Annotated in this window: 12 protein-coding genes; 9 read left to right on the top strand and 3 right to left on the bottom strand. The window is 68.6% G+C overall.

The annotated features are described in order from the left end of the window. Nucleotides 1–169 precede the first annotated feature (169 nt). Nucleotides 170–979 carry an SDR family oxidoreductase gene (locus tag AVJ23_RS06045; protein WP_058861248.1) on the top strand — a complete coding sequence of 270 codons (810 nt, stop codon included), beginning with the start codon at nt 170–172 and terminating at the stop codon, nt 977–979. 7 nt (nt 980–986) lie between these two features. On the opposite strand, the gene AVJ23_RS06040 is transcribed toward AVJ23_RS06045, so the two are convergent. Next, a complete protein-coding gene (locus AVJ23_RS06040) occupies nt 987–2,297 on the bottom strand; it encodes a cytochrome-c peroxidase (RefSeq protein WP_058861247.1) in 1,311 nt (436 codons plus the stop codon). 151 nt (nt 2,298–2,448) lie between these two features. Between AVJ23_RS06040 and iolG the strand changes: the two genes are divergently transcribed. Further along, nucleotides 2,449–3,450, top strand: a complete 1,002-nt coding sequence (gene iolG / locus AVJ23_RS06035; RefSeq protein WP_058861246.1) for an inositol 2-dehydrogenase — start codon at nt 2,449–2,451, stop codon at nt 3,448–3,450. 69 nt (nt 3,451–3,519) lie between these two features. Here the strand turns inward: iolG and AVJ23_RS06030 are convergent, their stop codons facing one another. Then, nucleotides 3,520–4,557: a substrate-binding domain-containing protein gene (locus tag AVJ23_RS06030; RefSeq protein WP_058861245.1), complete on the bottom strand. Its 1,038-nt coding sequence runs from the start codon at nt 4,555–4,557 to the stop codon at nt 3,520–3,522. A 136-nt stretch (nt 4,558–4,693) separates the two neighbouring features. Here AVJ23_RS06030 and AVJ23_RS06025 point away from each other — a divergent pair, with 136 nt between their 5' ends. From AVJ23_RS06025 to AVJ23_RS06015, 3 genes are read left to right on the top strand one after another with little or no spacing between them, the layout of a single operon-like run. After that, a complete protein-coding gene (locus AVJ23_RS06025; protein ID WP_058861244.1) occupies nt 4,694–5,917 on the top strand; it encodes a sugar ABC transporter permease in 1,224 nt (407 codons plus the stop codon). A gap of 13 nt (nt 5,918–5,930) precedes the next feature. Beyond that, nucleotides 5,931–6,707 carry an ATP-binding cassette domain-containing protein gene (locus AVJ23_RS06020; RefSeq protein ID WP_205626830.1) on the top strand — a complete coding sequence of 259 codons (777 nt, stop codon included), beginning with the start codon at nt 5,931–5,933 and terminating at the stop codon, nt 6,705–6,707. Next, nucleotides 6,700–8,283, top strand: coding sequence for a CRTAC1 family protein (locus AVJ23_RS06015; RefSeq protein ID WP_058861242.1), 1,584 nt, complete (start codon nt 6,700–6,702; stop codon nt 8,281–8,283). The genes AVJ23_RS06020 and AVJ23_RS06015 overlap by 8 nt, the downstream gene beginning before the upstream one ends. Here the strand turns inward: AVJ23_RS06015 and AVJ23_RS06010 are convergent. Further along, nucleotides 8,277–9,464: a phytanoyl-CoA dioxygenase family protein gene (locus AVJ23_RS06010; protein WP_058861241.1), complete on the bottom strand. Its 1,188-nt coding sequence runs from the start codon at nt 9,462–9,464 to the stop codon at nt 8,277–8,279. The genes AVJ23_RS06015 and AVJ23_RS06010 overlap by 7 nt on opposite strands. Nucleotides 9,465–9,570: 106 nt before the next feature. Here AVJ23_RS06010 and AVJ23_RS06005 point away from each other — a divergent pair, with 106 nt between their 5' ends. The 4 genes from AVJ23_RS06005 (at nt 9,571) to AVJ23_RS05990 (ending at nt 14,290) form a co-directional block, all read left to right on the top strand. Continuing rightward, nucleotides 9,571–10,605 carry a LacI family DNA-binding transcriptional regulator gene (locus AVJ23_RS06005; RefSeq protein WP_058861240.1) on the top strand — a complete coding sequence of 345 codons (1,035 nt, stop codon included), beginning with the start codon at nt 9,571–9,573 and terminating at the stop codon, nt 10,603–10,605. 94 nt (nt 10,606–10,699) lie between these two features. After that, nucleotides 10,700–11,884 carry a Gfo/Idh/MocA family protein gene (locus AVJ23_RS06000; RefSeq protein ID WP_058861239.1) on the top strand — a complete coding sequence of 395 codons (1,185 nt, stop codon included), beginning with the start codon at nt 10,700–10,702 and terminating at the stop codon, nt 11,882–11,884. 118 nt (nt 11,885–12,002) lie between these two features. Beyond that, nucleotides 12,003–13,043 carry a LacI family DNA-binding transcriptional regulator gene (locus AVJ23_RS05995; protein WP_058861238.1) on the top strand — a complete coding sequence of 347 codons (1,041 nt, stop codon included), beginning with the start codon at nt 12,003–12,005 and terminating at the stop codon, nt 13,041–13,043. Between the two features lie 77 nt (nt 13,044–13,120). Then, nucleotides 13,121–14,290, top strand: a complete 1,170-nt coding sequence (locus tag AVJ23_RS05990; RefSeq protein ID WP_058861237.1) for a pyridoxal phosphate-dependent aminotransferase — start codon at nt 13,121–13,123, stop codon at nt 14,288–14,290. Nucleotides 14,291–14,301 lie beyond the last annotated feature (11 nt).

Raw genomic sequence — 14,301 nt, 5'->3', positions numbered from 1 at the left:
GGACAACCCGCAAACCTTCGACCGAAACGACATCCTCAAACAAACAATCAACCCAATCAAACAACAAACAATAAACATCCTAAAACAAATCGGACCGGAAGACTGAAGGCACGCGGCGGGTCTTCGGCCCGGCCGTGCCACGTGACCAAAGCCAGGGGAGGAGAACCGGATGGCGGATTTCAAGGGAAAATACGCGGTGGTGACCGGCGGCAGCCAGGGGTTAGGGGCCGCGGTGGCGCGGGTCCTGGCCGAGCGCGGCGCCGCCGGCATCGTCACCTGCGGGCGCAATACCGAGAAGGGCGAGCGGGTTGCGCGCGAGATCGCCGAGGCCACGGGCTGCGAGATGCGCTTCACGCAGGCCGACCTGTCGGATGTCGAGGCCTGCCGCAAGGTGATCGCGACCGCCGATGCCGCTTTCGGCGCGGTCGATATCCTGGTCAACGCCGCGGCGCTGACCGACCGGGGCAACATCCTCGACACCTCGCCCGAGCTGTTCGACGCGATGATCGCGGTCAACATGCGCGCGCCCTTCTTCCTGATGCAGGAGGCCGCCAAGATCATGCGGCGGCAGGGCACGGGCGGGGCGATCGTCAATATCGCCTCGATGTCCTCGCTGGCCGGGCAGCCCTTCATCGCGGCCTATTGCGCCTCGAAGGGCGGGCTGGCGACGCTGACCAAGAACACCGCCTACGGGCTGATGCGGGACCGGATCCGGGTGAACGGGCTCAATATCGGCTGGATGGCCTCGGATGGCGAGGACCGGATCCAGAAGGAATACCATGGCGCCGCCGAGAACTGGCTGGAGGAGGCCGCGGCGCGGCAACCCTTTGGCCGGCTGATCGCCCCCGAGGAGGTGGCCCGCGCCGTGGCTTTCCTGGCCGGGCCGGACTCAGGGCTGATGACCGGCTCGATGGTGAATTTCGACCAGTCGATCTGGGGCGCCTATGATGATCCGCCGACGCCCGACGCCGCGCTCTAGCGCGCGTTCAGTCGACCGGCAGGCCCGAGGGCACGGCCTCGGGCACGCCCAGCCGGCCGGCCAGCGCGGTCTCGTCGCGCAGCGCGTGCAGGAAGGCCATGAGCGCGTCGATCTGATCCTCGTCCAGCGTGACCGGGGCCGTGCGCACCGCCTCGGCGATGGCGGCGCGCTCTGCAGCGGTCTCGAGGATGGTCCAGTCGCCGGCAAAGGCCCCGGGCGCGGGCAGGGGAACGCGGGTGTCGAAGGCTGCCAGCCCCGCCACCGGGTCGGCATGGAAGCGCAGGAAGGCGCGCAGGTCGTCATGTGCCCCGGCATGGCCCCAGGGGCCGGTCTCGGTCACGTTGCGCAGCATGGGCGTGCGGAAGGCATAGGCATCCTCGGGCCGGCCCGTGACGCGCATCCGCCCGGTGTCGCGCTGGTGGGTCTCGAAGCGCGCGGCCTTGCCCGGGCCCAGCTGCGGCGTGCCCATGGCGTGGAAGCCCTGGTCGCTGAGCAGGGGCCCCGAATGGCAGCTGCTGCACCGGGCCGTCCCGTAGAACAGCGCCATGCCCTCGGCCGCGGCGCCGGTCAGCTCTGCCTCGCCGCGCAGGTGTCGGTCGAAGGCGCTGTCATCGGCGCGCCATTCGACGGCGACGAAAGCCGCGATCGCGTTCGAGATGTCGGTGAAGGCGACGGGACGGCCGGCGGCGATCTCGGGATAGACCTCGGCGAACATCCGGGCATAGGCGGGGATCCCGGCGACGCGCTGCGAGATCAGGCTCCACGCGCCGTCCTCGCCGGTCAGGAAGCCTTGCCGCACCGCCTGCGCGATGTCGTTCTCGGCGTAGTGGCCCGCCATCTCGTCGGGCGAGAGGACGGGGAACATGGTCTGGGCCGAGAGGATGCCGTCGAACCCCGCGACCATGTCGTCCTCGAGCGGCGTGCGCAGCCCCGAGGGGCGGTCGGGATCGGCCTCGATCCGGCCATCGGCAAAGAGCGTGTGGATGTCGCGGTGGCCGAGGTTGAACAGCGGCGGCGCGTTGCGCGGGATGCGCTGTTCGGGCGGGTTCTCGGGGTCGATCCGGCGCTCGGGGCCCAGCCCGGTGCCGCCATCGCCGATCCCCAGCGCCACGCCGTCGCCGGTGGCAAGCTTCGGGTGATGGCAGGTCGCACAGGAGACGGTGCGGTTGCCTGACAGGATCGGATCGTAGAACAGCAGCTGGCCCAACCGCAGCTCGGCCGCCGGGGCGGAGTCGAAATCGGCCGGGTCGAGCGGCGCGGGCAGGGGATCGGCCCAGGCGGCTGCCGGCAGAAGGAGGGCCAGGAGATGGGCTTTCATGCAAGGGCTCCCGGAGGAAGGGGCAGGGTCATCGGACCCATGCTGCAATGGTGTGCAACCGATTGCAATCGGTCCTGCGGATTTGCCGAGGGTCAACAGGGGCGGCACGGGCGCGCAGCTGCGCGTCGTGGCGCGTGAAAGGAGGAGAGACATGCTGAACATCGCACTTATCGGATGCGGCCGGATCGGGCGCATGCATGCCGAGATCGTTCGGGCCTACCCACGCAGCCGGCTGGCCTGCGTGCATGACGTCCATGCCGCGGCGGCCGAGGCGGTGCGCGGTGACAGTGACACCGCGCTGGCCGAATCGCCCGAGGCGATTTTTGCCGATCCCGCCATCGACGCGGTCATCGTGGCCTCGGTCACGGCCACCCATGCCGACTATATCGAGGCGGCCGTGGCGGCGGGCAAGCCGGTGCTCTGCGAGAAACCCATCGACCTCGATTTCGCGCGGGTGAAGGCCTGCGAGGCGGCGATCGCGGGCACGGATGTGCCGGTGCAGATCGGTTTCAACCGGCGCTTCGATCCGGGCCACCGGGCGCTGCGCGACGCGCTGGCGGCGGGCGAAATCGGCAAGTTGGTGCAGCTGATCGTGACCTCGCGCGATCCCTCGCCGCCGGGGCGCGACTACCTGCTGGGCGCGGGCGGCATGATCCGCGACATGACCATCCATGATTTCGACCTTGCGCGCTTCATGCTGGGCGAGGATGAACCGGTCGAGGTCTGGGCCACCGGCGCACCGCTGATCGACCCTGACCTGCGCAAGATCGACGAGGTGGATTGCGCCATGATCGTCATGCGCACCGCGCCCGGCCGGCAGGTGATGCTGAACAATGCCCGGCAGGCGCCCTATGGCTATGACCAGCGGGTCGAGGCGATGGGCAGCGCGGGCATGTTGCAAAGCGCCAACCGCACGGAACATGGCCTGCTGCGGTTCGGCGCCACGGCGACCGCCGCGCAGACGCCCTACCTGAACTTCTTCATCGAGCGCTACCGCGAGGCCTTTGCCCTGCAGCTGGAGGCCTTCGTCGACCTCGTGACGGGGCAGGGGGCGGAGGTGCCGGTCTTCGATGACGGGCTGCGCGCGCTGGCGCTGGCCGAGGCGGCCTATCGCGCGCTGGCCTCGGGGCGCAGCGAGCCGGTGACCGTCTGACGCGGGGCCAAAGAAAAAGGCGCTTCGACCGGGGTCGAAGCGCCTTGCGGCCGATCTGCGAGCGGGAGGTTACTGGCAGATAGCGGGCGCGTTGTCCCCGACGCCGGCGCAGATGCGGTCGACCGTGGCCCAGCCGACATCCACCGTGCGGTCGAGGTTTGTTGCGTCGATGCGCTCGACCGGCAGCAGGATCGCGTCCAGCTCGACCCCCTGCGGGCCGCCGTCGAAGGTGCCGGCGCCCTCGACCTCGTTGCCCTCGGCCAGCTGCAGCGCCACCTCGGCGGCCTTTGCGCCCAGGTCGAAGGCGTTCTTCCAGATGGTGAAGGTCTGCTGGCCGCGCGCGATGCGGTTCAGCGCGCCCGGCGCACCGTCCTGGCCCGAGAGCGGGATGTCGAGACCCTGCTCTTCCAGCGCCTGGGCGACGCCGCTGGCCATGCCGTCATTCATCACCATGACCGCGTCCACGTCGTTGTCATTGGCGGTCAGGATCTGCTCGATCGTGTCCTTGGCGGTCTCGGGGCGCCAGCCGTCGATGAATTGCTCACCGACGACGGTGATCTCGCCTGCGTCGTATTTCGGTTGCATGACCTGCTGGTAGGCGCCGAACATCTGGTGCGTGTTGGGATCGCCGTCATCGCCCTTGATGATGGCGTAGTTGCCCTCGGGCGCGACCTCGAGCATGCCGTTGGCCAGCTCCTGCCCGACCGAGCGTGCGTCGAAGGAGACGTAGAAGGTGCCCGGCACCTCGATCAGCTGGTCATAGGCGACGACCGGGATGCCCTCGGCCAGCGCGCGGTTGACCACCGGGCCGACCGCGTCCGCGACACCCGACATCACGATCAGCACGTCGGCGCCGCGGGTGATGAGGTTCTCGATATCCGCGACGGATTTCTCAGGCGAGAAGTTCGCATCGGCCGAGATGTACTCGGCGCCGGCCTCTTCCAGCACGGACTTGATGCCGGCCTCGTCGATGACCCAGCGCTCGTCGGCGAACTTGAACCAGCTCACCCCCACGGTGATCGGATCCTGAGCCAGCGCCGGCCCGGCCACCAGGCCCAGCGCCGTCGCGGCGCCCAGCACCACGCCGGAAATTCCTGTTCTCTGCATGTCTTCCTCCCTGTTCTGGTCGCGTACCCCTCCGCGGTACGGAGGAAAGCTTGACACGAAATGCAACCGGTTGCAATAGTCGTGACAGGACGCTTGGAACAATCGCGAAAACGCTTGGACGTCAGGGGGGAACTTCATGGACGAGGTCGCAACGAAACCGCGCGACGGGCTGGGCCACAGGCTCAGGACCGCCGCCTCGGCATCACAGATCGACACGCGGCTTCTGGCCATGCTGGGGGCCGTGGCGGCGATCTGGATCTTCTTCCAGATCGCCAGCGGCGGCATCTTCCTGTCGCCGCGCAACATCTACAACCTGTCGGTCCAGACCAGCGTGACGGCCATCCTGGCCACCGGCATGGTGCTGATCATCGTGTCGCGCAACATCGACCTGTCGGTCGGCTCGCTGCTGGCCTTCCTGGGCATCCTGGGCGGGTTCGTGCAGACCGAGCTTCTGCCGCTGGAGGGCACCCACAGCTGGTGGATCTCGATGGTGGTCATGGTGGCGGTCGGCTGTGCCGCCGGCGGCGCGCAGGGCTGGCTGATCGCGCGCTTTGCCATTCCCGCCTTCGTCGTCACGCTGGGCGGGCTGATGTTCTGGCGCGGCGCCGGGTGGCTCTTCACCAAGGGGCGCACGGTCACGCCGCTCGATTCGACCTACAGCGTGGTGGGCGGCGGCTCCATCGGCGAGACCTGGAGCTGGATCGTTGGGCTGATCGGCTTCGGCGCCATCACCGCGATCACGCTCTGGAACCGCCGCCGCCGCAAGGCGCTGGATTTCGGCGTCAAGCCGATGGCGCTGGACGTGGCCATCATCGCTGCCGCGGGCGTGCTGATCGCCGCCTTCGTCATGACGATGAACGCCTATACCTTCCCCCGCTCCGAGGCCGGTCGTGGCATCCCGGTGCCGGTGCTGATCCTGATCGTGGTGGCCTGCGTGATGATCTACGTCGCCAACATGACCCGCTTCGGGCGCTACATCTACGGCTATGGCGGCAACCCCGAGGCGGCACAGCTGGCCGGGGTGAACACCCGCCGCGTGGTCATTGCCAGCTTTGCGCTGATCGGCGGGCTGACCGCGCTGGGGGCGATGATCTCGACCGCGCGCCTGAACGCCGCGCCGCTGAGCATCGGCCAGCTGCTGGAGCTGCAGGTGATCGCCGCCGCGGTGATCGGGGGCACGTCGCTGTCGGGCGGGGTCGGCACCATTGTCGGCGCGCTGATCGGCGCCGTGCTGATGCAGAGCCTTCAGAACGGCATGGTCCTGCTGGGGGTGCAGAGCGCGCCGCAGCAGATGATCATGGCCGGCGTGCTGATCTTCGCCGTCTGGTTCGACGTCATCTACCAGAAACGCCGCGTGTGAGGGGGCGATGCAGATGAAACCCATCGTGGAAATGCACAACATCTACAAGCGCTTCGGCGGCATTCACGCGGTCGAGGACATGAGCCTCGATCTCTATCCCGGCGAGGTGGTCGGCCTGCTGGGCCATAACGGGGCCGGCAAGTCGACCTTCATCAAGATGCTTTCGGGCGCCTACCAGGTCGACAGCGGCACGATCCGCATCGACGGCAAGGAGGTGCAGATCGAGAACCCCTCGGTCGCCAAGGAGCTGGGGATCGAGACGATCTACCAGACGCTGGCCCTGGCCGACAACCTGGACACGGCGGCCAACATCTTCTTCGGGCGCGAGATCCTGACCCGGTTCGGCGCATTGGACGAGCCGGCCATGGAACATGCGGCCATGAAGGTGATGAAGCGGCTGAACCCGCAATTCCGCAAGTTCAAGGACCCGGTCATCAACCTGTCGGGCGGCCAGCGCCAGTCGGTCGCCATCGCCCGCGCGCTGCAGTTCAACGCCCGCATCATCATCATGGACGAGCCGACCGCGGCGCTCGGCCCGCACGAGACGCAGATGGTCTCGGACCTGATCCGCGCGCTCAAGCGCGAGGGCATCGCCATCGTGATGATCAGCCACGACCTGCATGACGTGTTCGACCTGTCTGACCGGATCTCGGTGATGAAGAACGGCCGGCATGTCTGGACCGGCTCGACCGACGAGACCGACAAGGACGAGGTGCTGCAGATGGTCATCCTCGGCAAGCTGCCGGATGGAAGCTATGCACCGGGGATCGTCTCGACCGAGGATGCGTAGGCGCGCCGCCGCTGCTGCCCTGCTGGCCGGCACGGCGGTGGCGGCCGACCCGGCCTTCACCGACCTCAGCGACACGCTGCCCGCGTCCCATGTCTATGACGGGGGCTGGGCGCATTTCGTGGGCGGCGGCGTCGCGGTGTTCGACTGTGACGGCAACGGCTATCCCGATCTCTACGCCGCGGGGGGCGAAGCGCGCTCGCATCTCTTCGTCAACCGGACCGGGGCGCCCGGCGATGCGCCACGCTTCGATCTGGCCGAGGCGCCGGAGCTGGACCTGAGCGGCGTGATCGGCGCCTACCCGCTGGATATCAACGGCGACGGGCATCAGGACCTGTTCGTCCTGCGCGCGGGCGAGAATGCCGTGCTGCGCGGGCAGGGCGACTGCCGCTTCACGCCTGCGCCCGAGGCTTGGGGGCTTGCCCCGGGCGCGGGATGGACCACCGCCTTCTCGGCAGCCTGGGGGCCGGGGGAGGCATGGCCCACGCTGGCCGTGGGCAATTACGTCGATCGTGCCGATCCCGAGGGGCCGTTCGGCACCTGTGACGATCATATCCTGCTGCGGCCCGCGGGTCAGCGCTATGCGGCGCCCGAGACGATCGCCCCGGGCTATTGCACGCTCTCCATGCTGTTCACCGACTGGAGCGGGACCGGCAGGCAGGACCTGTGGATCAGCAATGACCGGCATTACTACGTGCATGACGGGCGGGAACAGCTGTTCCGCGCCTGGCCCGAACTGAGCGCCTATGGCCCCGACGAGGGCTGGCAGCCCTACAAGCTCTGGGGCATGGGGATCGCCAGCCGGGACATCACCGGCGATGCGCGCCCCGAGATCGCCGTGACCAGCATGGCTGATCAGAAGCTGTTCCAGTTGCAGGGCGACGGGACTGCGCCCGGCTTTGCCTCCATCGCCTATGCGCGCGGTACCACGGCACACGTGCCCTACATGGGCGACGAGGGGCGGCCCAGCACCGGCTGGCACGTGCAGTTCGGCGACGTGGACAATGACGGGCGGGACGATCTCTTCATCGCCAAGGGCAACGTGAACCAGATGCCGTCCATCGCCGTGCGCGACCCCGACAACCTGCTGATGCAGGGGCCCGACGGGCAATTCGTCGAGAAAGGCGACGTGGCGGGCATCGGCTCCTTCGATCGGGGCCGTGGCGGCGCGCTGGTGGACCTGAACCGTGACGGGCGGCTCGACCTTGTCGTGGTGCAGCGACGCGCGGCTTTGAAGCTTTACCGGAACGTGACAAAGCCCACGGGACATTGGCTGAAGCTGCGCCTGTCGCAGGACGCGGGCAATGTCGACGCGGTGGGCGCGCGGATCGAGCTGGAGACCGGTTCGGGGCGGCAGCTGCGCGAGATCACGGTGGGCGGGGGCCATGCCGGCGGGCAGATGGGCTACCAGCATTTTGGGTTGGGCGCAGCGCGGGGCGCCCGGCTGCGCGTGCGCTGGCCCGACGGGACGGTGGGGCCGTGGCACGCGGTGCAGGCCGACAGGCACCTGCACCTCGCCCGTGGCGGCACGCCCGAGGCGGTGGGCGACACCTTGGTGCCGCCCGCCACCGATCAGTGAGAGCGTTTGCGCCCGTCCTGCTCGGCGATGGCCTGCTTCAGCTGTGCCAGATCCCAGCCCTCTGCCAGCGCCTGACGCAGCACGTCCTGCTGGCTGGGTGGGGCCATGCCGCTCAGCGGTGAATCGATGTCGAGATTGGCCGGGAAGGGATAGCCCTCGGCCGTGGCCGCCACCACGTTGTCGACACCGCGCGCGTCCAGCGCGCCGCTCTCCTTGAGCGCCTTCAGCTCTTCGTAGACGGCCAGCGTGATGCGGCTGCGGTCGACGATCTCGATCGAGCGCCCATAGGCCGAGCCGACCTGCATCAGGTTGGCAAAGCGCTGGATGGTTTCGGTCTTGTTCTCGCCCGCCGCGTGGAAGGTCGCGGGGTTGAAGAACAGCATGTCACCCTTCTCCAGCGGCAGCTGCACATGGGCTTCTTCGAATAAGGCGCGGAACTCGGGCAGCAGCACGGCGATGTAGCCGGGCAGGTAGCTCTGCGAATAGGGCAGCAGCTTGGTCGGCCCGCTTTCGATCGGCATGTCGCTATGCGCGACCGCGCCCTGCAGGGTCAGGCAGGCCGACAGCGCGTGCTGCGAGGCCGGGTAGCCCTTGAGCGTTTCGACATCCTGAAAACCCATGTGATAGTCGCGATGCGCGGTCTGCGCCTTGCCGCCCGGCCGCACGACATTGGCCTGGAAGGTGATCTGGTAGCCCGAGCCCAGCCAGCTTTCGCTGACCGCGCGGGTCAGCTCGTTCGAGTTGTAGCGCGCATAAAGCCCCGGCGCCTGGATGCACAGCTTTTCATGCGCGTTCCAGATCCGGCTGTTGGCCCCGGCGGTGGCGAAATGGTCGCCCTTGCCAGTGCTGCCGGCCTCCTCGGCCTTGATGATCGCGTTCAGCTCTTCGGTGACCGCATCCACCAGCGCGGGGTCGTCATAGCCCTTGCGGATGGCGATGATGCCGGGGCCGGACTGGAACGACCGGTTCCATTCGGCCATCACGCTGCGCGCCCGGGTCGGGTCGGCCAGGGCCGCGCGCATGGCGTCGCCGTCATAGACGGGGATGTTGCTGGCGATCTCGGCGGCATGGGGGTGATCCGCCGCCGTCGTCTGTTGCGCGACATGGCGCTTGAACGCCTCGATGTCGCAAGCGCTGTCATCAAGCCATACCGGCGCGCGGCTGGTCTGTTGGTCAAGCATCGGTTTTCCTCCCTGTTCACGTAGTGCCTGCCCAGATTAGGCTCGATTCCCGCCCCGGTCGTGGGGCAGAACCATCAAAAACCCATCAACACGCGCCGGCCGTCCCATGTCCCACCCGTTCTCCATCAAGGAAATCGCCCACCAGGCCGGGCTCAGCACCGCCACGGTGGACCGCGTGCTGAACGCCCGGCCGGGCGTGCGCCGGCAGACCGCGAACCGCGTGCATGCTGCCATCCGCGAGCTGGAAGCGCAGGAGGCGCAGCTCTCCATGTCGGGGCGCAAGCTGATGATCGACCTCGTGGTCGAGGCGCCGCAAGCCTTCCTCGATGCGCTGCAACAGGCGTTGCGGCGCGAACTGCCGCTGATCCAGACCGCGATCTTCCGCGCCCGGACCGACCTGCGCGCGCGCTTTCCCATCGAGGCGATCGTGGCGCGGCTGGACCAGGCGCTGCGGCTGCGCAGCGACGGGGTGATCCTGATGGCGCCCGAGGCCGCGCCGATCCGGGACGCGGTGGCGCGGCTGACCGCCGAGGAAATCCCGGTGGTCACTCTGGCCACGGACATGCCCGGCTCGGCCCGGATCGGCTATGCCGGGCTCGACAACCGTTGCACCGGGCAGACCGCGGCCTGGCTGATGCACAAATGGCTGGCGCCCGAGCCCGCGCCGCATGTCATCCTGACCAAGCGCAACGCCGCCTTCCGCGGCGAGGCCGAGCGCGAGACCGGGTTCCGCGCGGCCATGGCACGGCTCTGCCCCGCGGCGCGGCTGACCCTGCTGGTACAGGGCGGGGAAGGGCCGGGCTTTGCGCCACGCGTGGCGGCGGCGTCGCGCGAGGATCCGGCGGCGGGGCTCTATTCCATCGGCGGCGACAACCGGGCGCTAGTGCGGGCTTTCACGCGGCTGGGCCTGCCGCGCCCGGTGATGATCGGCCATGATTTCGACCCCGAGAACCGCGCCCTGCTGGCGGCGGGCGATCTCGATGCCGTGCTCTATCACGAGCTGACCGATGACATCCGCCACGCGGTGCAGGTCTTCCTGTCGGTGCACAGCCAGGGCGCGGTGCCGATGCCCGCGGATGGCACGCCGCTGCGCGTGATGCTGCCGCCGATGCTGGCCGGCGCGGGGGACCTGCCGGATTGAAACCGGTTGCAAAATTGGTTGGCGCCGCTCTACTCTGGGGCAGGGCCGGGGGCAGGCACCCCGGACAACGCCACACGATGCAGGAGCGCGCGCCATGCCTCGAACCGACCCAATCGCGCTGCGGCGCCCCGTCATCGGACGCCGCCTGAGGCTCGGGTTCGTCGGTGGAGGGCGTGGCGGGCTGGTCGGGCAATGGCATGCCGCCGGCGCGCGTCTGTCGAACCAATGGGAGATCGTTGCCGGCGCGCTGTCCTCGGACCCCGAGACCGCCGCGCAATCGGCGCGCGACTGGCTGATCCCGGCTGAGCGCAGCTTTGCCGATTGGCGCGAGATGGCCCGGAACGAGGCTGCACGCCCCGACGGGATCGACGCCGTCGCGATCTGCACGCCGAACCACACCCATCACGACATTGCCGCGGGGTTCCTGCGGGCCGGGATCGACGTGATCTGCGACAAGCCTCTGACCACCACCTTGGACGATGCCGAGCATCTGGTGGCGCTGCAGGCTGAGACGGAGGCGCGGCTCTATGTCAGCTACCCCTACACGCATCACGCCATGGCCCGGCAGGCGGCCGAGATGATCCGTGACGGCGCCATCGGGCGTATCCGGCAGGTGCATGTCGAGTACCTGCAGGAATGGGCCACCGGCCCGGCCGATCCGGCGCATAAGGGGCAGGTCTGGCGGATGGATCCGACCAAGGCGGGGCGCTCCTCGGCCGTGGGCGATATCGGCACCCATGCCTTCCACCTGCTGGAATATGTCACCGGGCTGCGGGCCCGTGCGCTCAAGGCCGATTTCCATGTCTGCGGGGTCGAGAAAGCGCTGGAGGACACGGCCTTCATCACGCTGCGCCTTGATGGCGATGTGCCCGGGCTCCTGCATGTCACGCAGGCGGCGCCCGGCCAGTATTGCGGCCTGCGCTTCCGAATCTGGGGCGAGCGGGGCGGGCTGAGCTGGGACCATGAATTCCTCGAGCAGCTGCGCCACAGCCCGCTGGACGCGCCCGACCAGATCATCCATCGCGGGCAGGGCGCCGGCATGCGCCCGGGCGCCGCGGGGATGGCGCATCTGCCGCGCGGGCTGGGCGAGGCGGTGAGCGACGCCTGGGCCAATCTCTATTCCGAGATCGCTCTGTCGATCGCGGCGCGCCGGCACGGGCTGGCGCTGGAGGAAGGCGCCATCGCCGCGTGGGACGTGCAGGATGGCGCGCGCGGTGTGCGCTTTGTCGAGACCTGCGCCGACAGCCACGAGGCCGGCGGCACCTGGCACGATCTCTGACGCGCAATGCGGGGCCGGGACGGCGCATCCCTCTGCAAGGCCTTGCAGGCCGGCCCGTCGCGCCGCAGAAGACTGCCCGGAAAAGCCCGTCCGCCCGGCCATTGCAGAGGTACGCACCATGCCCGATCCCGATGATACCCCCAAGGTGCGGCGCGCCACGCTGGGCGACGTGGCGCGGCGGGCGAATGTCTCGACCTCGGCCGTGTCGCGCGCCTTCACGCCCGGCGGCTCGGTCTCGAAGACGACCCGGCAGAAGATCCTGAAGGCCGCGCGCGAGGTCGGCTTTCAGCCCAACGTGCTGGCGCGCAGCCTTGCCACCGGGCGGTCGCACATGATCGCGCTGGTCACCAATGCCTTCGGCAACCCGTTCATCAACTCGGTCATCGATGTCTTCACCACCGAGCTGCAGGACCAGCGGCTGCTGCCGCTGACCTTCAACCTCAAGGGGAATTTCGACTGGGGCGAGGCGGTCAACCTGATCCTGCAATACAAGGTGGACGGGGTGATCGTGGCCAGCTCCACCGTGGACGAGGTCTTTCTCGAGCGCATCCACGACTCGGAAATCCACCTGATCCAGGCCTTCGGCCGCTACCAGGGCGACCGCGAGATCGACTCGGTCTTTGTCGACAATGTCGGCGGCGGGGCGCAGGCGGCGCGTGAACTCTTGGACCGCGGCTACCGCGCGCCGGGTTTCATTGGCCTTGCGCCGCATGTCTCGACCTCGCGCGACCGGCAGGCCGGCTTTACCGAGGTGCTGGAGGCGGCCGGGATCACGCCCCGCATCGCCCGGGCCGAGCGCTATGCCTACGGGCAGGGGCAGGCCTGTGCGCTGGAGCTGTTCCGGACCCATCCCGAGCTTGACGCCGTGTTCTGCGCCGACGACCTGCTGGGCCTCGGGGCGCTGGACGCGCTGCGCCATGACCTTGGCCGCGATGTGCCGGAGACGGGGGTGATCGGCTTCAACGGGATCGAGGCGACCGGCTGGTCCAGCCATCCGCTGGCCACCTTCCGCGCCGAGGCGAGCCAGGTCGTGCTGAACGCGATCGACATGCTGACCGAACGCATCGAAGCGGGCCGTCGCCCGCGCGAACACCGCATCGTCAGCGCCCGCTTCGTCGAGCGCGCCTCGATCCGGCCCCGTCCCGCCCCCGACGCCTGAGCCCGCCGCGGTCCCCGGGCCCGGGGCTTCCCTTTCCGCGCGGGCTTGGTATACCAAACGGCAAGACCGGAGGGACCATGACACAGCTCAAGCTCGCCGAGAGCCTCTCGCGCCTCGGTACGGAATCGGCCTTTGTCGTGCTGGCGCGCGCGGGCCAGTTGGCCGCGGAAGGCCGCGACATCATCAACCTGGGCATCGGGCAGCCCGATTTCAAAACGCCCGAGCATATCGTCGAGGCGGGGATCCGCGCGCTGCGCGACGGCCATCACGGCTATACACCCGCCAACGGGCTGCCCGCGCTGCGCGAGGCCGTGGCCGCCGACCTGAACCGTCGCCACGGCGTCGAGGTGAACCCCGACCATGTCGTGGTGCAGCCCGGTGGCAAGCCCACCATGTTCTTTGCCTGCCTGATGTTCGGCGAACCGGGCGCCGAGATCATGTATCCCAATCCCGGCTTCCCGATCTACGAATCCGTCATCCGCTATTCCGGTGCCACCCCGGTGCCGATCCCGCTAGAGGAGAAGAACGGCTTTGCCTTCTCGGCCGAGGACCTGCTGGGCCGCATCACCGAGCGCACGCGGCTGATCATCATCAACTCGCCCGCCAATCCGACCGGCGGGGTCACGCCGCGCGCCGAGATCGACAAGCTGGTCAAAGGGCTGGAGGATCACCCGCAGGTCGCGCTGATGTCGGACGAGATCTATTCCAACATGCTCTATGGCGGGCGCGACCATGTCAGCCTGCTGCAATACCCGCAGATCCGCGACCGGTTGATCATGCTGGACGGATGGTCCAAGACCTATGCCATGACCGGCTGGCGGCTGGGCTACGCGGTCTGGCCCGAGGCGCTGGTCGACCATGTCACGCGGCTCTGCATCAACGACCATTCCTGCGTCAACGCGGCCACGCAGCATGCGGGCATCGCGGCGCTGGAGGGGCCGCAGGACGCGGTGCATGCCATGGTGGCCGAGTTCGACACGCGGCGCCAGATCATCGTCGACGGGCTGAACGCACTGCCCGGCATGCGCTGTGCCGATGCCGGCGGGGCCTTCTATGCCTTCCCCAATATCGAGGGCACGGGGCTGAGCGCGATGGAGGCGCAGAACCGCTTCCTCGACGAGGCCGGGGTCGCTACGGTGGCCGGGACCTCCTTCGGCGCGTGGGGCGAGGGCTATCTGCGCTTCTCCTACGCCAACTCGGCCGAGAACATCCGCGAGGCGCTGGAGCGCATCCGACAACTACTGTGAAAGGGCAGCCG

The organism is Pseudoponticoccus marisrubri, from assembly GCF_001482405.1.
Lineage (GTDB): Bacteria > Pseudomonadota > Alphaproteobacteria > Rhodobacterales > Rhodobacteraceae > Pseudoponticoccus > Pseudoponticoccus marisrubri.
This window is presented reverse-complemented; position numbering and strand designations above follow the sequence as displayed.